This is a genomic window from Actinoplanes teichomyceticus ATCC 31121, from assembly GCF_003711105.1.
Lineage (GTDB): Bacteria > Actinomycetota > Actinomycetes > Mycobacteriales > Micromonosporaceae > Actinoplanes > Actinoplanes teichomyceticus.
Genome location: NZ_CP023865.1, coordinates 7,501,040 through 7,522,748, shown reverse-complemented (window position 1 = coordinate 7,522,748; position 21,709 = coordinate 7,501,040). Strand labels below are relative to the sequence as shown.

21 protein-coding genes and 1 pseudogene are annotated in these 21,709 nt (G+C 73.3%); 5 read left to right on the top strand and 17 right to left on the bottom strand.

All coding sequences use genetic code 11. From position 1 onward, the window contains the following. Positions 1-36 precede the first annotated feature (36 nt). The 9 genes and pseudogenes from ACTEI_RS33010 to ACTEI_RS32970 form a co-directional block, all read right to left on the bottom strand. On the bottom strand, positions 37-1,296 hold the full coding sequence (locus ACTEI_RS33010; protein WP_122981213.1) for an ABC transporter substrate-binding protein: 1,260 nt from the start codon (positions 1,294-1,296) through the stop codon (positions 37-39). Continuing rightward, positions 1,293-2,318, bottom strand: coding sequence for a branched-chain amino acid ABC transporter permease (locus ACTEI_RS33005; RefSeq protein ID WP_122981212.1), 1,026 nt, complete (start codon positions 2,316-2,318; stop codon positions 1,293-1,295). Before ACTEI_RS33005 ends, ACTEI_RS33010 begins: the two co-directional genes overlap by 4 nt. Further along, positions 2,315-3,193, bottom strand: a complete 879-nt coding sequence (locus ACTEI_RS33000; protein ID WP_122981211.1) for a branched-chain amino acid ABC transporter permease — start codon at positions 3,191-3,193, stop codon at positions 2,315-2,317. The genes ACTEI_RS33005 and ACTEI_RS33000 overlap by 4 nt, the downstream gene beginning before the upstream one ends. A gap of 251 nt (positions 3,194-3,444) precedes the next feature. After that, positions 3,445-4,161, bottom strand: a complete 717-nt coding sequence (locus ACTEI_RS32995) for an ABC transporter ATP-binding protein (RefSeq protein WP_122981210.1) — start codon at positions 4,159-4,161, stop codon at positions 3,445-3,447. Beyond that, positions 4,158-4,433 carry a hypothetical protein gene (locus tag ACTEI_RS32990; protein WP_122981209.1) on the bottom strand — a complete coding sequence of 92 codons (276 nt, stop codon included), beginning with the start codon at positions 4,431-4,433 and terminating at the stop codon, positions 4,158-4,160. The genes ACTEI_RS32995 and ACTEI_RS32990 overlap by 4 nt, the downstream gene beginning before the upstream one ends. Further along, positions 4,430-4,549 carry an ABC transporter ATP-binding protein C-terminal domain-containing protein gene (locus ACTEI_RS39475; protein WP_392390156.1) on the bottom strand — a complete coding sequence of 40 codons (120 nt, stop codon included), beginning with the start codon at positions 4,547-4,549 and terminating at the stop codon, positions 4,430-4,432. The genes ACTEI_RS32990 and ACTEI_RS39475 overlap by 4 nt, the downstream gene beginning before the upstream one ends. A 774-nt stretch (positions 4,550-5,323) precedes the next feature. After that, positions 5,324-5,644 (bottom strand): annotated as a pseudogene (locus ACTEI_RS39470) (ATP-binding cassette domain-containing protein); the annotation flags it as partial. 717 nt (positions 5,645-6,361) lie between these two features. Continuing rightward, on the bottom strand, positions 6,362-6,994 hold the full coding sequence (locus ACTEI_RS32975; RefSeq protein ID WP_122981208.1) for an alpha-ketoglutarate-dependent dioxygenase AlkB: 633 nt from the start codon (positions 6,992-6,994) through the stop codon (positions 6,362-6,364). Positions 6,995-7,329: 335 nt separating this feature from the next. Continuing rightward, positions 7,330-7,899, bottom strand: coding sequence for a helix-turn-helix domain-containing protein (locus tag ACTEI_RS32970; protein WP_122981207.1), 570 nt, complete (start codon positions 7,897-7,899; stop codon positions 7,330-7,332). Positions 7,900-7,939: 40 nt separating this feature from the next. On the opposite strand from ACTEI_RS32970, the gene ACTEI_RS32965 reads away from it, so the two are divergent. Further along, positions 7,940-8,464 carry a GNAT family N-acetyltransferase gene (locus ACTEI_RS32965; RefSeq protein WP_203723546.1) on the top strand — a complete coding sequence of 175 codons (525 nt, stop codon included), beginning with the start codon at positions 7,940-7,942 and terminating at the stop codon, positions 8,462-8,464. 197 nt (positions 8,465-8,661) lie between these two features. On the opposite strand, the gene ACTEI_RS32960 is transcribed toward ACTEI_RS32965, so the two are convergent. Further along, on the bottom strand, positions 8,662-9,249 hold the full coding sequence (locus ACTEI_RS32960) for a GNAT family N-acetyltransferase (protein WP_122981205.1): 588 nt from the start codon (positions 9,247-9,249) through the stop codon (positions 8,662-8,664). Here ACTEI_RS32960 and ACTEI_RS37560 point away from each other — a divergent pair. Beyond that, entirely contained in the window at positions 9,248-9,436 is a 189-nt protein-coding gene (locus ACTEI_RS37560; RefSeq protein ID WP_145830759.1) for a hypothetical protein, read from the top strand. The genes ACTEI_RS32960 and ACTEI_RS37560 overlap by 2 nt on opposite strands. Positions 9,437-9,652: 216 nt before the next feature. Here the strand turns inward: ACTEI_RS37560 and ACTEI_RS32955 are convergent, their stop codons facing one another. From ACTEI_RS32955 to ACTEI_RS32930, 6 genes are all read right to left on the bottom strand, one after another. Beyond that, positions 9,653-10,717 (bottom strand): succinate dehydrogenase/fumarate reductase iron-sulfur subunit, encoded by a 1,065-nt coding sequence (locus tag ACTEI_RS32955; protein WP_164466321.1) that lies wholly within the window; start codon positions 10,715-10,717, stop codon positions 9,653-9,655. Continuing rightward, positions 10,675-12,570 (bottom strand): fumarate reductase/succinate dehydrogenase flavoprotein subunit, encoded by a 1,896-nt coding sequence (locus ACTEI_RS32950; protein WP_122981204.1) that lies wholly within the window; start codon positions 12,568-12,570, stop codon positions 10,675-10,677. The genes ACTEI_RS32955 and ACTEI_RS32950 overlap by 43 nt, the downstream gene beginning before the upstream one ends. A 12-nt stretch (positions 12,571-12,582) precedes the next feature. Continuing rightward, positions 12,583-13,380 carry a hypothetical protein gene (locus ACTEI_RS32945; protein WP_122981203.1) on the bottom strand — a complete coding sequence of 266 codons (798 nt, stop codon included), beginning with the start codon at positions 13,378-13,380 and terminating at the stop codon, positions 12,583-12,585. A gap of 205 nt (positions 13,381-13,585) precedes the next feature. Continuing rightward, positions 13,586-15,019: a TldD/PmbA family protein gene (locus ACTEI_RS32940; protein WP_122981202.1), complete on the bottom strand. Its 1,434-nt coding sequence runs from the start codon at positions 15,017-15,019 to the stop codon at positions 13,586-13,588. Beyond that, positions 15,016-16,443 (bottom strand): TldD/PmbA family protein, encoded by a 1,428-nt coding sequence (locus ACTEI_RS32935; protein WP_122981201.1) that lies wholly within the window; start codon positions 16,441-16,443, stop codon positions 15,016-15,018. Before ACTEI_RS32935 ends, ACTEI_RS32940 begins: the two co-directional genes overlap by 4 nt. Positions 16,444-16,800: 357 nt before the next feature. Next, on the bottom strand, positions 16,801-18,648 hold the full coding sequence (locus tag ACTEI_RS32930) for a S9 family peptidase (protein WP_372443190.1): 1,848 nt from the start codon (positions 18,646-18,648) through the stop codon (positions 16,801-16,803). An 82-nt stretch (positions 18,649-18,730) separates the two neighbouring features. Between ACTEI_RS32930 and mshB the strand changes: the two genes are divergently transcribed. From mshB to ACTEI_RS32915, 3 genes are all read left to right on the top strand, one after another. Then, a complete protein-coding gene (gene mshB, locus ACTEI_RS32925) occupies positions 18,731-19,627 on the top strand; it encodes an N-acetyl-1-D-myo-inositol-2-amino-2-deoxy-alpha-D-glucopyranoside deacetylase (protein WP_187645860.1) in 897 nt (298 codons plus the stop codon). After that, positions 19,624-20,100, top strand: coding sequence for a hypothetical protein (locus ACTEI_RS32920; protein WP_239082137.1), 477 nt, complete (start codon positions 19,624-19,626; stop codon positions 20,098-20,100). The genes mshB and ACTEI_RS32920 overlap by 4 nt, the downstream gene beginning before the upstream one ends. Before the next feature lie 129 nt (positions 20,101-20,229). Then, positions 20,230-20,697, top strand: a complete 468-nt coding sequence (locus ACTEI_RS32915) for a hypothetical protein (RefSeq protein WP_122981199.1) — start codon at positions 20,230-20,232, stop codon at positions 20,695-20,697. Here ACTEI_RS32915 and ACTEI_RS32910 read toward each other — a convergent pair. Continuing rightward, the gene (locus tag ACTEI_RS32910; RefSeq protein WP_122981198.1) at positions 20,694-21,656 is read right to left on the bottom strand and encodes a GNAT family N-acetyltransferase; all 963 of its coding nucleotides are present in this window, start codon (positions 21,654-21,656) and stop codon (positions 20,694-20,696) included. The two genes, ACTEI_RS32915 and ACTEI_RS32910, sit on opposite strands and share 4 nt — an antisense overlap. Between the last annotated feature and the right edge of the window lie 53 nt (positions 21,657-21,709).

Below are 21,709 nucleotides of genomic sequence, written 5' to 3'. Positions count from 1 at the left end.
ACTACCTCCTAGTTTTCTGCACTCAGAGTGCGGATATTACGCCGCCGGGATGCCGTTCTGCGGCGGTGTCACGACCGGGCCGGTGTGCGGCTGCACCGCCGCGTCACCGTCGTCGGTGGTGTATGCCGGCCCGAAGAACACCGCCTTGCCGCCCTCGACCCGGGTCAGCCGCTCCCCGCCGTACCCCGCATGATCCTTGTCGGCGAACCGCAGCGGCACCAGACCCGGCCCCTGGAAGCCGTTGCGGCGCACCGCGGCGACGATCCCGTCCCGGGTCAGGTCACGGCCCGCGGCCTGCAACGACTGCACGAACAGGTAGGCCACCGACATCCCGTAGACGACGTTGTTGTCGAACTCCGCGCCGCCGTTGTGCTCGGCGTTGACCCTCTTGAAGAGCTGGATCCACGGGCTGGCGTCGTCCGTCGTCAGCGGCAGGTAGTTCGCCGAGACCACGCCCTCCAGCAGCGGCGCGGCCGTACCCAGCGCCTTGCCGACGGTGGCCGGGTCGGCGCCCACGTTGCTGACCACGAACTGCGGCTTGAAGCCGATCTTCGAGGCGGTGCCCAGCGACAGCGCGGTGAAGCCCGGCACGGTGGCCAGCACGACGACCTCACAGGCCGCCGCCTTGAGCGCGCCCATCTGCGGGCCGACGTTCGGGCTGCTGGTCACGTACGTCTGCTTGGCCGCCACCGGGCCGAGGATCTTCTCGACCCCGGCCAGGCTGTCCCGGCCGAAGTCGTCGTCCTGGCCGAGGAAGCAGACCTTCTTCCCGGGGTACGCGCTCCTGACGTGGGTGCCCAGGATCTTGCCCTCGACGGTGTAGTCCGGGTTGAAGCCGAACGTGCCCGGGTACCTGTCCGGCTGGTTCCAGCTGCGGCTGCCGCTGGCCACGAAGAGGTCCGGCACCCGGTTGGTCTTCAGGAAGTCCAGCACCCCGGAGTGGGTCGGGGTGCCCAGGCCGTTCAGGATCGCGAAGACCTTGTCCTGCAGGACCAGCTCCCGCACCACCTGCTGGGTGGTCGCCGGGTTGTAGCCGTCGTCCTTGATCTTGTAGGTGATCTTCCGTCCGTGGATCCCGCCGTTCGCGTTGACGAAGTCGAAGTACGCCTTGGTGGCCGGTGCGATCTTGGAATAGCCGGCCGCGGCCGGGCCGGTCAGCGGCATGTGCGTGCCGACAACGACCTCGGAATCGGTCACCCCCGGCACGTCGCTCGTGCTGGACCCGCCCCCGCCGGAGCTGTCGCAGGCCGCTGCCAGCAGCAGGACGGCGAGAAGAGCCGCCGTGGTGCGTTTCATCGGTTCCTCCTGGACTGTCTGGTGAATCTGATGGATGCGAGGCCGCCCGGAGCGGCGAGCATGACGACGACGAGCACCACGCCGAAGATCACCAAGGCGAGGTTGCCCTCCAGATGCTGCGAACCGGAGCGCTCCCCGGCGGTCTGCGCCAGCGCGGGCAGCGCGACCAGCAGCACCGCCCCGCACAGCGCGCCGGTCAGCCGGCCCAGACCGCCGATCACGATGGCCATCACCAGGAACAGCGACAGGGTCAGCGGGAACGCGCCGGGGGAGACGCTCTGCGCCAGCACGGCGAACAGCGCGCCGGCCAGGCCGGCGCAGGCCGCGCTGACCACGAACGCCAGCACCTGGGTACGGGCCACGTGCACCCCGGCCAGCCGGGCCGCCGTCTCGTCGTCGCGCACCGCGCGCAGGTCCCGCCCGAACCGGCCGCGCACCAGCATCGCCAGCAGCAGCACGGTGACCAGCGCGCCCGCCCAGCACAGCCAGGCCTGCCAACGCTCCACCGGGATCGTCCCGGGCGGCGGGTCCAGCGCCACCGACAGGCCCATGTCGCTGTGGAACGTCTCGTCGAACGTGCTGGTCACCGACGGCACCACGACCGCCACCGCGAGGGTCAGCCCGGCCAGGTAGGGGCCGCGCAGCCGGGCCGCGGCCAGCCCGATCACCACACCCGCCAGCGTCGTGGCGGCGATCGCCGCCAGGAAGCTCAGCGGCATGGTCAGCCACCTGTTCTGCGCCAGCGCGAAGGCGTAGGCGCCGGTCGCCATCAGCGCCCCGTGCCCCAGCGAGAGCTGGCCGTTGAGTCCGGTGAGGACGGTCAGCCCGGCGGTCACCGTGAAGTACGCGCCGACCGTGGCGAGCTGGTAGTTGCGGAACGGCGGCAGGACGTAGCTGAGTGCCGCCACCACCACGGCGCCGATCAGGACCGGCACGATCGGCGGGATCCGCCGTCGTCCGCGGATCTCGGGTACGGGCGTGGCCGTGCCGGGCCGCGCCACCTCGGTCACGCTGCCGGTCATGCCAGCCTCGCCCGGGACCTGGCGAACAACCCGCCCGGCCGGCCCAGCAGCACGACCACGAGCAGCGCCAGCACCGCCATCGGGGCGACCGTCGCGCCCAGGTAGCCGCTGACGTAGGAGAGGAGCAGCCCGACGATCAGGCCACCGGTCACCGCGCCGATCGGGCTGTCCAGGCCACCCACCACGGCGGCGGTGAACGCGGACACGAACACCACGTCCATCGCGGTGGGATGCAGGCCCAGCTCGGTCGGGACGACCAGCATCCCGGCGAGCGAGCCGACCGCGGCGGCGAGCGCCCAGCCCAGCGTCAGCATCCCGCTCACCGACACCCCGAGCAGCCGGGAGACGTCCGGGGCGAACGCGGCGGCACGCATCCGCAGGCCGATCGCCGTACGGGTGAACAGCACCGTGAGCGCGACGACCACCGCACCCACCGCCGCGAAGACGAAGACGTCGTAGCGGCTGAGCACCGCGATGCCGCCGATCTCGAAAGCGTCGCGCCGGAACGGGGTCGCCACCGGGCGGTACTCGTTGCCGTAGACGATGCCGAGCACGCCCTGCACGATCAGGACCAGGCCGAGTGCGACGACCACGCCGTTGAGCGGGGAGGAGTGGTCGACGAAGCGCATCACGGCCTTCTCGACGGCGACGCCGAGCAGCAGGCCGAACACCATCGCCGCGGCGAACCCGAGCCAGTAGGAGCCGGTCGCGTTCGTCACCGAGTACGCCACGTAGACGGCGGCCACCGCCATCGCGCCCTGGGCGAAGTTGACGATCCGGGCGGCCCGCCAGATCAGCACCAGGGCCAGTGCGAACGCGGCGTAGACCGCGCCGCGGCTGAGTCCGTCGAAGGTCAGGTAAACGAATCTGTCCATGTCGTCATCTCTCGTCGGTCCCGTCGTCGCCGCTGCTCTCGTGCCATGTCGCGCCGGGTGCGTGGTCCCCGGGGCGCTCCGGTTTCGCCGGTGTGCCGGGGCGGGCCGTGGCTTGCCGGTGTGCCGGGGCGCTCCGGTTCGCCGGTGTGCCGGGGCGGCGTGGCTTGCCGGTGTGCCGCGGCGGCCGTGGCTCGCCGGTGTGCCGGCCGCCGCGCGGGTCGTCGGTGTGGTCCGGGGGTCGCCGTGCCGGCTCAGAAACCCAGATAGGCGTGCCGCAGGTCGGCGTCGTCACGCAGGCGCGCCGCGCTGTTGCGGGTGACCACGCGGCCCAGCGCCAGCACGACCCCCGCGTCCGCGATGGACAGTGCGCTGCGGACGTTCTGCTCGACCAGCAGCACCGTCAACCCGGTGTGTTCCCGCAGGTCCCGCAGCAGCGCCATGATCTGTGCGGTGATCCGCGGCGCCAGGCCCAGCGACGGCTCGTCCAGCAGCAGCAGCCGGGGACGGCCGACCAGGGCGCGGCCCAGCGCCAGCATCTGCCGCTCACCGCCGGAGAGTTGGTGCCCGGCACTGGCACGCCGTTGTGCCAGCGCCGGAAAGAGGTCGTAGACCTCGTCCAGGGCGCGCGCCGCGTCCGCGCGGTCACGCCGCCACAGCCCACCGAGCCGCAGGTTCTCGTCCACGGTGAGTTCGGTGACCACCCCGCGGCCCTCCGGCACGTGCGCGATCCCGCGGCGTACCAGGTGCTCCACCGGGACCCGGCGCAGATCCTCGCCGTCGAAGGCGACCGTGCCCCCGGTCGCCCGGACCAGCCCGGAGAGCGCACGCAGCAGCGTGGTCTTGCCCGCCCCGTTCGCCCCCAGCACCGCGACGATCTCGCCGGGCTGCACGCTGAGCCGCACGCCGTGCAGCACCGGCGCCGCGCCGTACCCCGCGGTCAGCCCGTCCACCTCCAGCAGCGCGCTCACTCCGGCTCTCCGCCCGCGCCGCGCCGGCCGTTCCCGGCCCGCTCGTCCCGGCTCATGCCGCCGCCCCGGCCCACCCGCCGGCCGTTGGCGGCCCGCTCGCCGCGGCTCAGGCCGGTGCCGCTCGTCTCCCGGTGCCCGTTGGCGGTCCGCTCCCCGCGGCTCGTGCCGGTGCCGTCCCTCTCCGGCCGGCCGTTCCCGGCCCGCTCGTGGCGGCTGGTCCCGATGCCGTCCCTCTCCGGGCGGCCGTTGCCGGCACGGCCCCCGCGGCTCACGCCGCCGCTCCCAGGTACGCCTCGGTGACCTTCTCGTTCGCGCTGATCTCGGCCGGGGAGCCGAGCGCGACAGGCTTGCCGAAGTCGAGCACCAGGATCTCGTCGCAGACCGACATGACCAGGTCCATGTGGTGCTCGACCAGCAGGACCGTGGTGCCCACCGTGGTGATCAGCTCGGCCAGCCACCAGATCTCCTCGGCATCCAGCCCACCGGCCGGCTCGTCGAGCATCAGGATCCGCGGCCGGGCGGCGAGCGCGCGGGCCAGCTCGATGCGCTTGCGAATCGCGTACGGCAGCGCGCCGGGAAGCTCGTTGGCGTACTGCGCGACGCCGCACCTCCGGAGGGCGGCGAGCGCCTCCCGCTCGGACCACCGCTCCCGGCCCGCCCACCAGCCGCGCCCGGTGCTGCGTGCCCGCCCATCCGACCCGTCCGCCCGCCGGTCCGCGGTGCTGCGCGCCCGCCCATCCGACCCGTCCGCGGTGCTGCGCGCCCGCCCATCCGACCCGTCCGCCCGCCGGTCCGCGGTGCTGCGCGCCCCGGTCGGGTCGCCGGCCCGCGGGTTCGGGCCGCTGGGCGAACTCCCCGGACCGCCTCCCAGCGGGTCCGGCGCGCCGGACCGCGGGCGGTTCATGCCGTTTGCCGGCCCGGGTCCGTCGTTCCCGGGGTCGTTCGTGGTGTTGCTGGCGGGCTCGTGTCTGTTGTTCCGCGGGTCGTTCGTGGTGTTTCCGGACGGCTCGTGTCCGTCGTTTGCCGGGTCGTTCGTGGTGTTCCCGGACGGCTCGTGTCCGTCGTTTGCCGGGTCGTTCGTGGTGTTCCCGGACCGCACGTGTCCGTCGTTTGCCCGCGCGGACATGCCGCCTTCCGGCTGGTCCGAGGGTCGGCCGCGCATTCCGACCTGCACGTTCTCCAGCACGGTGAGCCCGCCGAACTGGCCGACCCCCTGCAGCGTGCGGGCGATGCCCAGCCGGTTGAGGTGGTGCGGCCGGGGTCGCCAGGGCCGGCCACCCAGGGTGAGCCGGCCGGACGTCGGCGTGACGAATCCGCAGATGACGTTGAAAAGCGTGGTCTTACCGGCGCCGTTCGGCCCGATGACGCCGACGATCCGCCCCGCGGGTACGCGCAGTGAGACGTCATCGAGAGCGGTCAGCCCGCCGAAGCGAACCGTTATGTGGTCGAGCGCAAGCTCGTGAGCAGGGGCTTTCGTCGACATGGCCACCTCTATCGGACCCAGTGGTCCACAGTGGAGAGTGATGGTCAACTATTTACACTAGGAGTGTAACTTTCTGATCCGTCTCGTCAACTACTTGCAACGTCCCCGTTACCCGAGGCGACCGTTGCCTCGGCCCCACCCCGTGATCAGTCGGAACGCGCGCCCGGATGAGCGAGTCGTGCCGCCCTGACTCGGTGCGCCACCGCTGACCTGACGCGGCAGCGTTCCACCGAACGATCCACGCCCCGAGCGTTGACCCGCCGCCGCTGCGCGGGATCGATCGCTGCGCCGGCTGTGGCCACGGCGCTCGTCGCCTTGATGGCCGCAATGTCGGGCCATGCCGCCGGGATGCACCCACGCCGGCGCGCCACGGCGCTTTATCCGCCGCGCCCGCCCGGAGATGGCTGGCCGCCGTGGGGTCGTGCTCGCGCCGGCCCGGCGGTTGGCTGACCGCCGCCGGGCCATGCCTGCGCCCGCCGGCGGCTGGCTGACTGCCGTCAGGTCGTGCTCCCGGGCCCGCCCGGCGGCTGGCTGACTGCCGTCAGGTCGTGCTCCCGGGCCCGCCCGGCGGCTGGCTGACTGCCGTCAGGTCGTGCTCCCGGGCCCGCCCGGCGGCTGGCTGACTGCCGTCAGGTCGTGCTCCCGGGCCCGCCCGGCGGCTGGCTGACTGCCGTCAGGTCGTGCTCCCGGGCCCGCCCGGCGGCTCGCTGACTGCCGTCAGGCCACGCCCCGTGGCCGGAACTGCACACTGACGCGTGGACCCACCGCCCGCGCCGTCTTCGGCACCGCGTGCTCCCACGTCCGCTGGCACGAACCGCCCATCACGATCAGGTCGCCGTGTCCCAGAGGGAATCGCAACGTCTCGTGGCCACCGGCGCGTGGACGCAGCAGCAGATTGCGCGGCGACCCCAGCGACACGATCGCCACCATGGTGTCCTGGGTCGACGACCGGCCGATCGTGTCGCCGTGCCAGGCCACGCTGTCCCGCCCGTCGCGATACAGGCACATCCCGGCGGTCACGAACTCCTCGCCCAGCTCCTGGGCGTAGTGCGAGTTCAGCGCCTGGCGCGCCTCGGTCAGCGCGGGGTGCGGCAGCGGCTCACCCTCGCCGAACCAGCGCAGCAGCCGCGGCACGTCGACGACGCCGTCATACATCTTGCGCCGCTCCGCCCGCCAGTCGATGCCGAGCAGGGTCTCGAAGACCGCGTCGGACCCGTGCAACCACCCGGGCAGCACGTCGACCCAGGCGCCCGCGGTGAGCCGGTGCCGGGTGAGCCCGGACAGTGGCTCGAGCGCCGGGGACGGACCCGACACGAGATCGAGCATCGAAGGCTGGTAAGCGCTGCTCATGCCGCCATATTAGTACTGACGTTCGACGGCTCGCCGGTCCCTGTGGACAACCGCGGCGCGGGTACGAGACCGGCGACGGCCTAGGTCCCGCCGGTCACGCCCCCCACGGCGGTCCCGGCGGTCACGCCCCCACGGGGGTCCCGGCGGTCACGCCCACCCGCGAGGTCCCGGCGATGGCGCCGACGAACGCCGCCGGGCCAGCCCGGGGTCATCGACGCGTGACGCCTTCGTGTCAGTGCTGGAGCGGCTGCCCGACGGCCTGGCTCTCCGGCCCGCCGGAAAACCCGGGACCCGGGCCCCCTGATCCGTACGCCCGTGGCCGTGCTCGTCGCGGATCAGCCCCGCAGCCCTCGGCCCGGGCTGAGGATCACCAGGTAACGGCAGGGCTGTCCGGCCGGGTTGTGGTACTCGCCGGGCGCCGGTGGGCCCAGCTCCAGGCAGTCCCCGGCGTCCAGGTCGTGCACGACGTCGCCCTCGCGGAAGCGCAGCCGCCCGTCCAGCACGTAGATCTGGTGCCGGGCCGGGGCGAAGGCGTCCGCGGGACAGGCCACCGACGCCCCCGGCGGCAACTCCACCTCCACGAGCTGGGCGGCGCCGCCGGGCGGTGAGACCGAGCGCCGCCGGTAGCCGGTCTCCGGATCGATCCACACCGCCTGGTCGGCGCGGCGGATCAACCGCCGAGAATCCTTCTCGGTACGCGAGAACAGCTCGGACAGCGTGATCCCGAGTGCCGCCGCGAGGCGTCCGAGCAGCGCCGCGGTGGGCTGGGCCGCGCCGCGCTCGATCTTGGCGATCATCGCCCGGGAGACGCCGGAGCGCGTGGCGAGGGCGTTGAGCGTCAGTTCCCTCTCGGTACGCACGGCGCGCAACGTGGCGGCGAGTTCCTCGGTCAGGTCGTCGGGCACGCTGTCACTATAGTGCGCGATTCTGATTACTATGATCGACATGTCGCTGACCATCCGGGACGCCACCACCGCCGACGCGGAAGCCTGTGCCGCCATCTACCGGCCGTACGTGCTGGACACCGCGATCACCTTCGAGACCGAGCCGCCCAGCGCCGCCGAGATGGCCGGCCGGATCACCGAGGCCGCCGCCACGCACGCCTGGCTCGTCGCCGAGGACGCCGGCCGGGTGATCGGGTATGCGTACGCCCGGCCGTTCGCCGCCCGCCCGGCCTACCGATGGTCCTGCGAGGTCAGCGTCTACCTGGAGCTCGGTCGCCGCCGCACCGGCGCCGGCCGTGCGCTGTACCGGGTCCTGCTGCCCCGCCTGGCCTCCCGCGGCTACCACGTCGCGGTCGCCAAGACGGCTCTGCCGAACGACGCCAGCCTCGGCCTGCACGCCGCCCTGGGCTTCCGATCGGTCGGCACCCATCCCCGGATCGGCTGGAAACACGACGCGTGGCATGACGTGGCCATCATGCAGCTCACCCTGACCGCGGACGGCGGCCGGCCCGCCGACCCGCACTGACCCGCCCACGCACTCCCGGCTTCCTGCCCGGTCCCGGAACATCGCAGCGCCGATGCCCCGGCGCGTGCGCAACCCGCGTTACGACGTCACCCCGCGCCACCGTTTCCCGAGCCGGTGCCGACGGCGGTTACGCGCGGGGCCGGGATCGGCCGGCCGCACGGTGGCCGAGCGTCACCGTGCGGTGGGGGAGTGAGCGGTCAGTCCGTGGCGAGGCGGGCGTGCTGGTGCATGTCGTGCCAGCCGTCGGCGTGCCGGGCCTCGCTGCGTCTGGTGCCCTCGGCCGGGTACCCGCTCCGGGCGGCTACCCGGCAGGACGCGGGGTTCGCGGTCGAGTGGTTCAGCTCCAGCCGGTGCAGGCCCAGACCGGTGAAGGCCCAGGTGGTGAGGGCGGTCAGCGCGCGCGGGGCGATCCGGCCGCCGCGGAACTCGGGCAGTACCCAGTAGGAGAGCTCGGCCACGCCCTCGGCGAGATCGATCCTCCGGAAACTGATCTGCCCCGCCACGCGGAGATCCGGTGCGTCGCCGGCCGGGACGGTCACGGCCCAGCCGGCGCCGCTCTCCTCCTGCCAGCGCCGGGGCCAGCGGGCGATCCAGGCCGCCGCCTCGTCATCGTTCATGGCCCGGCAGTGCCAGCGCCGGATCGCCGGATCGGCATACCCCGCGACGACCGCCGGCCGGTCCGCCGCACACCACGGCCGCAGCAGCACACCGTCCCCGGTGATCTCCGGTTGCGCCGAGTGGGCCAGCGTGCCGGTGGCGAGGGCCGGTGTGACGAGCGAGGGCATGCGCGGACTCTATGCGCCACCGCGCCCGTCGCCCTCACCCGGTGGCCCGGTGCGCTCCTGCTCCCCGGCGGCGACCTCGCGTCTGGCCGCGATCCGGCGCTACGCCATGACCTCGCGCTCGGCCACGACCCTGCGTCTGGCCGCGATGTCGCGTTCGGTCGTGACCCCGCGCCCGGCCGCGCCGTGACCCCGCGCCCGGCCGCGCCGTGACCCCGCGCCCGGCCGCGCCGTGACCCCGCGCCCGGCCGCGCCGTGACCCCGCGCCCAGCGCCGCCGTGCCCCGCGCCGCCGTGCCCCGCGCCGCCTCGGGGCGCGTTGCGGTCCGGGGTGGGGGCCGCGCCGCGCGGGACCGGCACGGGGCGCGTGACCGCGGGCGGGGCTCCCCCGGTCGTACCGGGAAAGGTCAGTGCCGGCCGCCTGCCGTGGGCGGATCGGCGGCCGGGCGGTCCGGGTCGGGGTGGTGGTAGGCGACGCGCTCCGGAGGGAGCGGGAAGGTCATGTCCTCGCCGAAGGGTGAGAGGCCGCCCTGCAGCGGGGCCGCGAGTTCGGCGATCTCGAGGCGGCCGTCCGGGCCGACCGGGGGGCCCTCCGGGAGGCGGGCGCTGGTGTACGTCATGCCGGCGCCGACGCCGCTGACGCCCTCGCTGCGGGACGGGGCCATGTTGTCCGGCGGGTCGGGGAGCTGGTCGCGGCGGAAGATCTTGCGGCCGAGGCGGACCAATGGGTCGTATCGACGGTCTACGACGCGCTCCTTCATCGGGATGATGGCGTTGTCAGTGATCTTGATGTGCTCCGGGCAGACCTCGGTGCAGCACTTGGTGATGTTGCAGAAGCCGAGGCCCTGGCTCTGCTGGGCGTACTGCTTACGGTCGGTGCGGGCGTCCAGCGGATGCATGTCGAGCTCGGCGGCGCGGATGAAGAAGCGCGGGCCGGAGAAGGCGGTCTTGTTCTCCTCGTGGTCGCGGACCACGTGGCAGGTGTTCTGGCAGAGGTAGCACTCGATGCACTTGCGGAACTCCTGGCTGCGTTCCACGTCGACCTGCTGCATCCGGTACTGCCCGGGCGCGACGCCGGCCGGCGGCGCGAAGGCCGGGGTCTCGCGGGCCTTCTCGTAGTTGAAGGAGACGTCGGTGACCAGGTCGCGGATCACCGGGAAGGTCCGCAGCGGGGTGATCGTGATCGTCTCGTCCGGGGTGAACGTCGACATCCGGGTCATGCAGCCCAGCCGCGGCATGCCGTTGATCTCCATCGAGCAGGAGCCGCACTTGCCGGCCTTGCAGTTCCACCGGCAGGCCAGATCGGGGGTCTGGGTGGCCTGCAACCGGTGGATGATGTCGAGTACGACCTCGCCCTCGTTCACCTCGACGTCGAAGTCCTGCAGGTCCCCGCCGGACGAGTCACCCCGCCAGACACGAAAATGGCGTTTCACCGCGCCTCCCACTCGGAGAGTTCCTCGTCGGTCATGTATTTCGCCAGCTCGCTGTGGTCGAAGAGACGGAGCAGCTCGTCGCGCATCCGGGGCACCGGCTTGCGCTCCAGCTGCACCTCGCCGGTCTCGTCGAGCGAACAGACCAGGTTGATCTGCCGCCACTGCGGGCTCATCCGCGGGAAGTCCTCGCGGGTGTGCCCGCCGCGCGACTCCTCGCGTTCCAGCGCGGCCTTCGCCGTGCACTCCGAGACGACCAGCATGTTGCGCAGGTCGAGCGCCAGGTGCCAGCCGGGGTTGTAGCGGCGGCCGCCGCCGACCGCGACGGTGGCCACCCGCAGCCGCAGCTCGTGCAGCCGTTTCAGCGCGTCGGTCAGCTCGCCCTCCCGGCGGATGATGCCGACCAGGTCACCCATCACCGCCTGCAGATCCTGCTGCAACGTGTACGGGTTCTCGCCCTCGGCGCGGACCAGCGGGGCAAGCGCCACCTCGGTCGCCGCGGCCACGTCGACCCGGGACACCCGGGGGCGGGCCGGCAGCGTGTCGACGTACGCCGCGGCGTGCTCCCCGGCCCGTTTGCCGAAGACCAGCAGGTCGGAGAGGGAGTTGCCGCCGAGCCGGTTCGAGCCGTGCATGCCGCCGGACACCTCGCCCGCCGCGAACAGCCCCTGCACCGAGCCGAACGCCGCGCCGGTGTCCGGGTCCACCTCGACCCCGCCCATCACGTAGTGGCAGGTCGGGCCCACCTCCATCGGCTCCCTGGTGATGTCGACGTCGGCCAGCTCCTTGAACTGGTGGTGCATCGACGGGAGCCGCCGGATGATCGTCTCGGCCGGCATCCGGGTGGACACGTCCAGGAAGACGCCGCCGGCCGGGCTGCCACGGCCCGCCTTGACCTCGCTGTTGATCGCCCGGGCCACCTCGTCGCGGGGCAGCAGCTCGGGCGGGCGGCGGTTGTTGTCCGGGTCGTCGTACCAGCGGTCCGCCTCCTCTTCGGTCTCGGCGTACTGCTTGCGGAACACGTCCGGGACGTAGTCGAACATGAACCGCTTGCCCTCGGAGTTGCGCAGCACCCCGCCGTCGCCCCGGACCGACTCGGTGACCAGGATGCCCTTCACGCTCGGCGGCCAGACCATGCCGGTCGGGTGGAACTGCAGGAACTCCATGTTGATCAGCGTCGCGCCGGCCCGCAGGGCGAGCGCGTGGCCGTCGCCGGTGTACTCCCACGAGTTCGAGGTGACCTTGTAGCTGCGCCCGACGCCGCCGGTGGCGAGCACCACCGCGGGCGCCTCGAACAGCAGCAGGTCACCGGACTCGCGGTAGTAGCCGAACGCGCCGGCCACCCGGTCGCCGTCGAGCAGCAGCTCGGTGATCGTGGTCTCCTGGAAGACCCGGATCCGCGAGTCGTAGCTGCCGGTCTCGGCGTGGTCCTCCTGCTGCAACGAGACGATCTTCTGTTGCAGGGTGCGGATCAGCTCCAGGCCGGTGCGGTCGCCGACGTGCGCGAGCCGGGGGTACTCGTGCCCGCCGAAGTTGCGCTGGGAGATCTTGCCGTCCTTCGTCCGGTCGAAGAGCGCGCCGTACGTCTCCAGCTCCCAGATGCGCTCCGGGGCCTCCTTGGCGTGCAGCTCGGCCATCCGGAAGTTGTTCAGGAACTTGCCGCCCCGCATGGTGTCCCGGAAGTGCACCATCCAGTTGTCCCGGCTGTTTACGTTCCCCATCGCCGCCGCCGCGCCGCCCTCGGCCATCACCGTGTGCGCCTTGCCGAACAGCGACTTGGAGATGATCGCGGTGCGCTTGCCGGCCAGCCGGGCCTCGATCGCGGCGCGCAGTCCGGCCCCGCCGGCGCCGATCACCACGACGTCGTACAGGTGGCGTTCGACAGTGTTCGTCATCGTCGATGCCTCTCAGCCGATGAGTCGCAGGTCGTGGAAGCCGAACCAGCCCGCCGAGACCCACATGATGTAGAAATCGGTCAGCGCCAGCGTCCCGAGGGTGATCCAGGCCAGCTGCATGTGCCGGGTGTTCAGCGTGGACACCAGGGTCCAGAAGCGGTATCGCACCGGGTGCGCGGAGAAGTGCTTGAGCCGGCCGCCGACGATGTGCCGGCAGGAGTGGCAGGACAGCGTGTACGCCCACAGCATGATCACGTTGACCCAGAGGATCACGTTGCCCAGGCCGAGACCGGTGGTCTGGGCCCGGACCGCGTCCCAGGTGTTGATGATCGAGATGACGAAGGCGGCGTAGAACGCGTACCGGTGCGCGTTCTGGAAGATCAGCGGGAACCGGGTCTCGCCGGAGTACGTCCGGTGCCGGTCCGGCACCGCGCAGGCCGGCGGGGACAGCCAGAACGCCCGGTAGTACGCCTTCCGGTAGTAGTAGCAGGTCAGCCGGAAGAGCAGCAGGAACGGCAGGGTGAACGCCGCCTCCGGGATCAGCGCGACGTTCGGCAGGGGAGTGCCGAACTCGGCCGCGCCGGCGCACCGGTCGGTCAGGCACGGTGAGTAGAACGGCGTCAGATAGTGGTAGTCCTCGACGTAGAACCACCTGTGCAGAAAGACCCGGACCGTCGCGTACGCCACCCAGGCGCTCAGCCCGAGGAACGTGATCAGCGGCGCCAGCCACCACCGATCGGTGCGCAGTGTCCGTGCCGAGATCGCCGCGCGTGCCCGTCCCGCGCCCGGCCTCGTCGCCGTGGTCGTCATGCCATCCCCCTGCCGGTGCCGCGTCAGGTGCGCGGGGCCGGCCGGGCGCGGGCACACGGGTGCCCGCCGTCAGCCGTCCTCGCGCGACGGTGATGTGTGGCACACGTTACGCCGAGAGTCCGACACTTTGCGGACCGGGGATGCCAAGTACGTCACAAAAACATCATCCCGGTCCGCAAAGACGGTCACCTATACGCTAGCTGATCTATCCGGAGGCGTTCCCGGTGATGTTCCAGGACGCCAGGTGCAGCGCGGGCGCGGCGTAGCGCGAGTCGGCCCACGAGTCCGGCAGCAGCACCGACTCACCGCCGATGCCGAGCACCCGGCCCGGCCCCAGCGCCTGCGGGTACGACTGGGTGAAGCGCAGATTGCCGACCGGCCCGGTCACCTCGCCGTCCTCCACCAACCAGACGCCGTTGCGCGTCAACCCGGTCACCACCAGCGTCTTCGGGTCCAGCACCCGGGTGTACCAGAGGTCGGTGACCAGCAGGCCGCGGCGCATCCGGGCGACCAGCGGCCGGGCCGACGCCTCGATCATCGGCGGCCCGCCGTCGCTCCCGCCGGCCGCCAGCGGGGCCGCCTCCAGCCGCAGATGCGCCGGGCACGGGCCCCAGGAGCGCGAGCCCGGGGCGGCGTGCCCGGTGGACTCCGCGCCCACCTGGGCCGCCGAGGTGCGGTCGTGCGTCACCGCCCGGGTCACCCCCTCGCGGACCAGCACCAGCGACCGCCTCGGCGTGCCCTCGTCGTCGAACGGCAGGCCGGCCGCCGGCTCGCCACGGCTGCCCAGCGGCTCGTCCACGATGGTCACCGACGGGTCGAACTGCGCCGTGCCCAGCTCGGCGAAGGACTGCTTCTGCGCGTACGCCTTCCCGTTGAACCCGAAGACCGCGAAGTTGTGCAGCAGGTCGGCGACCGCGGTGGGCTCCAGCACGACCTCGTACCGCCCCGGGGGCAGCTCGACCGGCTCGGCCCCGGCGCGCGCCTTGGCCGCCGCCCGCGCGCCCAGCACCGCCCCGTCCAGACCGGCCAGCCGGGACGTGGCCAGCCGGGCCACGCCGTCGGCGCCGCCGGCGCGGGCGATGCCGTCCATCGCCGCCTCCGCCGTCCGGCCCGTCACGGCCTGCCCGGCGGTGTTGGCGAAGGCGGCCGAGATGTACGCCGTCCGGCAGTAACCGGCGGTCTCCAGGCCGCCGGCCGCGTCGACGAACGCGCGGACCCGCTCGGCCCGCTCGGCCGGGGTGGCGCGGGCGGTCGCCTCGTCGAAGCCGAACGCCAGCCCGGACTGCTCCCCGGAACCGGGGTGATTGGCCGAGACGTGCAGCGGGGCCGGCCTGGTCAGACCGGCCCAGGCCGGGTCGGGCGGGGTCACCCGGGCCGCCGCGATGGTCCGCTCGACCAGCGAGCGCAGCCCGTCGGCTCCGGTCAGCGTGGTGGACCCGGCCGCCGTCCGCCCGTCCAGGTGCAGCCGCAGCCGCACGCCGGTGCTCGCCTCGGCGACGTTCTGGTGGATCGCCGAGTTGGCGAACCGGGTCAGGGCCAGCGCGTGGTGCCGGACCGTGACCTCGGCCTCGGCGGAGCGGCCGGCCAGCGCCCGGACCAGCTCCACCACCTTCGCCGCGATCTGCAGCTCGGCGCTCATCCGCGCACCCCCACCCGTACGTCGGTGAACCGGGCCGGCGCGGCCGGGTGCCCGGTGTGCCCGACCTGGCCGGGCTGACCCTTCCCGCAGTTCGGCGTGCCCCAGGCGACCGTCTCGGACGAGAGCATGTCCATCGACTGCCAGAACCGGGGGCCGATCCCGGTGTAGGTCGGGTTGCGCAGCATCCTTCCCCGCTTCCCGTTCTTGATCTCGAACCCGATCTCGCAGCCGAACTGGAAGTTCAGCCGCCGGTCGTCGATCGACCAGGACCGGTTGACGTCCATGAACACGCCGTCGTCGGTGGCCGCGATGATCTCGTCGAGGGTGTGCGGGCCGGGCTCCAGCCCGACGTTGGTCATCCGCACCATCGGCAGCCGGGCCCAGCCGTCGGACCGGACGCTGCCGGCGTAGTCCAGCCCGGCGACCGCGGCCGAGTCCCGCCCGGCCAGCACGCCCACCCAGATGCCGTCGCGGACCGCGTGCCGTTTCGCCGCGGGAGTGCCCTCGTCGTCGAACCCGAAGCTGCCCAGCGCACCCGGGAAGGTCGGGTCGATGGTGATGTTCATCAGGTCCGAGCCGTACCGCAGCGTGCCGAGCCGGCTCAGGTCGAGCCAGCTGGTGCCGGCGAAGGCGGCCTCCCAGCCGAGGATCCGGTCCAGCTCGATGGCGTGCCCGACGGACTCGTGGATCTGCAGGGCGAGTTGCGAGCCGCCGAGGATCAGGGTGGTCTCGCCGGCCGGGCAGAGCGGCGCGGTGAGCAGCGCCCGCGCCTCCTCGGCCAGCCGCGGCGCGTTGCCCACCAGGTCGAGCTCGTCGATCAGCTCCCAGCCGCGGGTGCCGTACTGCCCGGGCAGCGAGCGGCGCTGGACCTCGCCGTCGCCGATGGCGTGCGCGGTGACGCCGCCGCCGCACTCCCGGATGTGCTGGTCGATGCGGTGGCCCTCGCTGGAGACGAACCACTTGTGGGTGTCCCAGATCGCGTAGTTCGCCTGCGCCAGGTCGGCGCCGGCCTCCTTGGCCGCGGCGGTGGCGCGCACCAGCAGGTCGCCCTTGTCGGCCAGGGGCACCGACAGCGGGTCGATCACGCAGTCGCTGGCCCAGCTGGCCACCACCGGGGCGGCCGGGACCAGCTCGGCCGGCGGGCCGGCCACCTGGGCGCTGGCCGCGGCGATCTGCGCGGCCCGCCGCCCGGCGGCGCGGGCCGAGGGTTCCGCGAGATCCGGTACGGCGTAGAAGCCCCAACTCGAGCCGACCAGGGCGCGCACGCCCAGGCCCGCGCTCTCGTCGGAGCCCAGATCCTCGACGGCGCCGTCGCGGGCCGTCATCGACTCGGTGCGGCAGACCATGACACGGGCATCCGCATAGCGGGCGCCGGCGTCGAGCGCGGCCTGCACCGCCGCGCCCGCCTCATCGAAGTGGCTCATCCCCCGACCCTATGGGGCGGGCGCGACGAATTCCGGCTCACCTCACCGCGGCGGCAGCAGTTCGGCCGGGGCGATCGTCACGGTGACCGCAGGCGGCGCCCTTGCCGGCGGGCCTGCCGAACCGCCGGCCCGGCGGAGAAGTACTGCTGGCGAGGGGGCGGCGCGGGTGTCATGCAGAGGCCCCCGTCGCAGAGCTCGATGCGCTCGGGCGGTTCCGCCGATGGCCGGCAACTCCGGCTCGGTGAGGGCCGCCGCTGGTAAAGATCGTGGAGGTCATGGCGTCTCCCGGCCGGTCGGGAGACGACCGTCGCACGAGCACTGGTCGGATATCGACGCGTCCCGTGCCTATCTTTCCGGTCACGACACGACCTCCCGCAGGAAGGCCAGCTCCTCGGCCAGGGAGGCCGACGGGACCGACGTCAGTCCCGGCAGTTGCGCCCCGACCAGCAGGACCGGCCCGTGCGGCTCCGCCTCGGCGACCGCCGCGGCCAGGCTGTGGTTGCGGTAGACGTGCGCCGAGTCGGCCGGATCGCCCAGGTACCGCTCGGCGATCGGACGCGGCAGGTCACCCCAGTCCAGCACCGGCTCGCGGGCCACCGCGCCGCGGAACAGCCTGGGCCGGCGCAGCACGGCCAGCGCCGCCAGCCACCCGCCCGTCCCGCGGCCGCGCACCACCACCCGGGTCAGGTCCAGGTCGGGGTGCTTGCCGGTGAGCGCCCGCAGGGCGTCCGCCTGGTCGGCCAGGGCCAGGTCGGCGAGCCGCCGGTGCACCGCCTTCTCGAAGCTGGGGGCCACCCCGGGCGTGCCCCGGGAGTCGACGCTGACCACGGCGAACCCCGCGTCGGCCCACCACTGCCGCTCCTGCCAGGCAGCCGGATCCGCGCACACCTGCTGGTGACCCGGCCCGTCGCCGAGGGTGAGCAGGACCGGGAGGCTGCCGCCGACGAACCCGTCCGGGTAGAGCACGGCGGCCGGCAGCCGCCGGTCGGTGACCCGTTCCAGCACCGGCCGCGGCCGGTACGGCAGCGACGCCGCCAGCGACCGCAGCGTGCCGATCCGCCGGTCGCCCCGCCACACCTGAGCGCCGGCGACCAGCACGTCCCCGCCGACGGCGAGCTCGCCGCGGGACTCGGTCAGCCGGGTCACCTCCGGTCCGCCCCCGCCCAGCGAGGTGCGTACCCGGAACACCTCGCGCGCCGCGGGATCGCCCAGATTGCCCTCGACGATCAGGTCCGGCGCCCCGGCGGCCGCGCCGGCGCGGGCCAGGGTGCCGGCCACCCGCCGGACGTAGAGGGCGGGCGGGGTGAGCAGGCTGCCGTCGGCGAACAGGCAACGCGCGTCGAACCCGTCGTGCGCCAGTTCCCCGCCGACCAGCACCCGGCCGTCCGGCAGGTGCCGCGGCGTGCCCGGGATCGGCTCCACCCAGCGGGCGTCGGCGAGTTCCGCGTGCACCTGGGTCTCCCCGGTGCGCGGGTCCACCGACAGCACCAGACCGTGCTGTTGCATCCGGCGCAGCACGGTGATCAGCGGGCCGCCGGCGGACCAGCGCACCTGGGCCAGGTGCGGGTACGTCTCCCGGTCCCAGTGCACGTCCACCCAGCCGCCGTCCAGGTCGAGCAGGTGCAGGCTGGTCGCGCCCGCGGTACGCACCGCCAGCACCTGGCCGCCGTCCGGCGACCACCACCAGCCGCGGGTCCGGCCGAACTCGGCGGCGCCGGCTCCGGCCACCCCCCACGCGATGCTGCCGCCGTGCTCGCGCCACGCGTTGCCCGGCTCGCCGGCCAGCAGCCGGTCGCCCTCCGGCCCGTGCACCCGCAGCGACGCCGACCCGTCCGGATCGGTGAGGTAGCCGATCCGGACGCCCTGCGGGTCCGGGCGCGGGTCGTGCGCCGCACCGGCGGTCGGGATCGCGGTCACCGTCGCCGTGGTCAGATCGACGCGGAACAGCCGGCCGCCGCGGGTGAAGGCGGCCACCCGGGCGTCCTGATCCACCGCGTACGACGCGATCGGCCCGGGCGCGACGAACCGCTCGTCACCGGCGGCCACGTCCAGCACCCAGAGCCCGGAGTCCGGGTCCCGCGGGCCGCGCGAGCGCAGGAAGGCGACCCGCGCCCCGTCGGCGCCGACCGTGACGGCATGGGGGGCGCCGTGGCTGAAGTCGCCGGTGCGCCCGGCGAGTCCGGGGTAATCCACGCCCCCCAGCATCGCTGATCACGACCGGCTCCCGCCGGGTAAACCGTGGGCTCGCCGAGCCGGGCGGTCGGTGGTCGCGCGTACAGTATCGGCCGTGACGCTCGACCGGACCGCACCCGATTCGCTGCCCGCCCGCCGCCTGCTGCTGGTGCACGCCCACCCCGACGACGAGGTCATCGGGACCGGCGCGACCATGGCGCACTACGCCTCCACCGGCGCCCACGTGACGCTGGTGACCTGCACCCTCGGCGAGGAGGGCGAGATCCACGTGCCGGCGCTGTCGCGGCTGGCCGCCGCCGAGGCCGACCAGCTGGGCGGTTACCGGCTGGTCGAGTGGGAGCGGGCCTGCGCCGCGCTGGGCGTCACGGATCACCGGATGCTGGGCGGCCCGGGGCGGTACCGCGACTCCGGGATGATGGGCCTGCCGACCAACGAGCACCCGCGCGCCTTCTGGGGCGCGGACCTGGACGAGGCCGCCGGGCACCTGGTGGAGATCATGCGCGAGCTGCGCCCGCAGGTCATGATCACGTATGACGAGAACGGCTTCTACGGCCATCCGGACCACATCCAGGCGCACCGGGTCGCGATGCGGGCGGCCGAGCTGGCCGGTCCGGACGCCCCGGAGAAGATCTACTGGACCGCGATGCCGCTGAGCGTGCTGCGCGACGGCATGGCGGCGTTCCGCGAGTCGGAGCACAACCCGTTCGCCGGCGTGGAGCGCGTGGAGGACCTGCCGTTCGGCACGCCGGACGAGCAGATCGCCGCCCGGATCGACGGCACCGACCACTACGCGAAGAAGACCGCCGCGATGCGCGCGCACGCCACCCAGATCCCGGACAACTCCTGGCTGTACGGCATGGCCGGCGACTTCGGCGGCGAGTTCATGGGCGTGGAGTACTACACGCTCGTCAAGGGCGAGCGCGGCCCGGGCGAGGGCCCGCACAAGTGGGAGAGCGACCTGTTCGCCGGGCTCGATCTGGACGGCAGATGACCGTGTCGCAGGCTCCCGGGCAGACCGCGCCGGCCGCCACCGGCCGCGACTGGGATGCGGTGCTGCGGGTGGCCGGGGTGCTGGTCAGTGTGGCCGCCACCGTGGTCGCCACGCTGCTGGAGCTTCAGCTGAGCGTGCTGCGGGTGGGTGGGGTGACCGGCCTGTTCCACGGCGACCTGGCGATCTGGGCCGGCGGCGGCCAGCTGGTCGGCCTGGCCATCCCGGTCACGGTCGGCGTCAACCTGGCGCTGTCCTGGTTCGCCCTGACCACGATCGGACGGAACTGGGCGATCGGCGTGCCGTGGGCGCTGTGGACCCTGCTCATGCTGGCCGCCGCCGGGACCCGCACCACCGAGGGCGACTACCTGCTCGGCAGCGACAACTGGGTGGCCCTGGTGATGATCCTGGCCGGCAGCCTCGCCTTCGCCGCCCGCGCGTACCGGATGATCATGAAACCGCTGAAGCGGCCCTGATTATCAGGCTATTCACAGGCGCTCTCCAGCAAGCGACGCGCACCATCCGCGAAGATGACCGGGAGATCGAGCACCGCGGGTTCGTCCGGCGCTACGATCCCGCCCACGAATCGTTTCCCGGGAGGACTGATGAGGCAGCAGCGCTGGTTCCGGATCACGGTGCTGGCGGTCGCCCTGTTCGCGATCAACGCGGTGGCCCGGCTGGCCGTCCGCATCGGATTCGGTGGTTCGGACACCGCGCAGGGCCGCGGGTCGATCGTGATGTTCGCGCTGGTGGCGGTGGTGCTCGGGACGCTCGCGTTCCGCTGGTGCCAGTACCGCCGGCCCAGCGACTGGCTGCCCGACCTGGGCGTCGGCGCGCTCGCCGGGATGCTGGTGACCGTCCTGGTGGGGCCGTTCCTCAGCGGCAGCCAGCCGTTCGCCAACGGCGGCGGCGAGTTCTTCGCGCAGATCTGGCTCTACAGCGGCTGCGCGATCGCCGGCACGCTGGTCGGTTACTGGACCGCCGTGATGCTCGCCCGCGACTACCGTTCCCGCTCGCTGCAGGCGTTCAGCCGGCTGCGCACCAGCCGGCCGCGCCGGGTCGTCCGGCGCTAGGACTCCGGCGCCTCACGGGTGAGGTAGGTGTGGTGGGTGCTGAAGCCCATCCGGGTGTACAACCCCACCGCCGCCGTGTTCCGCTCCTCCACCTGCAGGTAGGCGCGGGTCGCCCCGTGCTGGGCGGCCCACCGGGCGAGGCCGCGGACCACGTGCCGCCCCAGCCCGCGCCGCCGCGCGGCCGGCGCGGTCTGCACCAGCGAGATCCCCAGCCAGCGGTCCGGCCCGGTGATCGCGCCGCGGGCGACCGCGATCAGGTCGCCGTCCGCGTCGCGGACGTGGGCGAACACCTTCTCCGGTACGCCGGTGAGGATGCGGATCGCAGCCTCCGGCAACCGGCCCTTGTGCGCGGCCACCATCGCGTACCAGTCGTCGCCGGGGGAGTCGGCCAGATCGACCGGCGGCAGGTCGGCGCTCGCCGCGTCGGCCACGATCGGGGCCAGCGGGGCGGTCTGCACCAGGGTGAGCGGCCGGGTGGACCAGCCGCGCCCGTCCAGCATCGCGTTGACCGGGGCGGCCAGCGGCATCGGCGCGTTGATCAGCGGGCGCTGGCCGTGCTCGCGGTACCACCGTTCGACCGCGTCGATCGCCGCCTCCAGCGGGCGGTCCGGGTCCCCGACGGCGAGCGCGGAGTTCGCCCGGCCGGTCCAGTTGCCCGCCGCCCGCAGCAGCCAGCTGCCCAGCCGGGCCCGGACCGGGGCCGGCCACGCCTGGTCGGCGGCGAGTTCCAGGGCGATCACCGCGGCCGCGTGCGGGCGGCGCGCCGGCGGGACCCGCTTGGCCCGGTGCACCTCGCGCAGCGGCACCCGCAGGGTCCCCTTGTCGGTGGCGAGTGTGAGATCGGTCTCGGTCAGGTCCACGAGCTCGCCGAGCGCATCCGTGTACAGCGGCCGATCCGCGGATACGCCTACAATTCGCCGTACCACCACCCGGTGTCCCACATCCTGCTGTCGGAGCACGTGTTACCTCCTTCGGCGGGAATACTAGGCTCTGCATTTGTCGTCGGCGGTTC

Excerpts from the sequence above, each read along its gene's own strand:
- ACTEI_RS33000 (WP_122981211.1), bottom strand. The coding sequence starts at position 3,193 with ATGGACAGATTCGTTTACCTGACCTTCGACGGACTCAGCCGCGGCGCG.
- ACTEI_RS32935 (WP_122981201.1), bottom strand. The coding sequence starts at position 16,443 with ATGAGCCACTTCGATGAGGCGGGCGCGGCGGTGCAGGCCGCGCTCGAC.
- ACTEI_RS32920 (WP_239082137.1), top strand. The coding sequence starts at position 19,624 with ATGACCGTGTCGCAGGCTCCCGGGCAGACCGCGCCGGCCGCCACCGGC.
- ACTEI_RS39475 (WP_392390156.1), bottom strand. The coding sequence starts at position 4,549 with ATGTCGGTCTGCGACGAGATCCTGGTGCTCGACTTCGGCAAGCCTGTC.
- ACTEI_RS32945 (WP_122981203.1), bottom strand. The coding sequence starts at position 13,380 with ATGACGACCACGGCGACGAGGCCGGGCGCGGGACGGGCACGCGCGGCG.
- ACTEI_RS32915 (WP_122981199.1), top strand. The coding sequence starts at position 20,230 with ATGAGGCAGCAGCGCTGGTTCCGGATCACGGTGCTGGCGGTCGCCCTG.
- ACTEI_RS37560 (WP_145830759.1), top strand. The coding sequence starts at position 9,248 with ATGCGCGGACTCTATGCGCCACCGCGCCCGTCGCCCTCACCCGGTGGC.
- ACTEI_RS32960 (WP_122981205.1), bottom strand. The coding sequence starts at position 9,249 with ATGCCCTCGCTCGTCACACCGGCCCTCGCCACCGGCACGCTGGCCCAC.
- ACTEI_RS33010 (WP_122981213.1), bottom strand. The coding sequence starts at position 1,296 with ATGAAACGCACCACGGCGGCTCTTCTCGCCGTCCTGCTGCTGGCAGCG.
- ACTEI_RS32975 (WP_122981208.1), bottom strand. The coding sequence starts at position 6,994 with ATGAGCAGCGCTTACCAGCCTTCGATGCTCGATCTCGTGTCGGGTCCG.
- ACTEI_RS33005 (WP_122981212.1), bottom strand. The coding sequence starts at position 2,318 with ATGACCGGCAGCGTGACCGAGGTGGCGCGGCCCGGCACGGCCACGCCC.
- ACTEI_RS32930 (WP_372443190.1), bottom strand. The coding sequence starts at position 18,648 with ATGCTGGGGGGCGTGGATTACCCCGGACTCGCCGGGCGCACCGGCGAC.
- ACTEI_RS32950 (WP_122981204.1), bottom strand. The coding sequence starts at position 12,570 with ATGACGAACACTGTCGAACGCCACCTGTACGACGTCGTGGTGATCGGC.
- ACTEI_RS32965 (WP_203723546.1), top strand. The coding sequence starts at position 7,940 with ATGTCGCTGACCATCCGGGACGCCACCACCGCCGACGCGGAAGCCTGT.
- ACTEI_RS32940 (WP_122981202.1), bottom strand. The coding sequence starts at position 15,019 with ATGAGCGCCGAGCTGCAGATCGCGGCGAAGGTGGTGGAGCTGGTCCGG.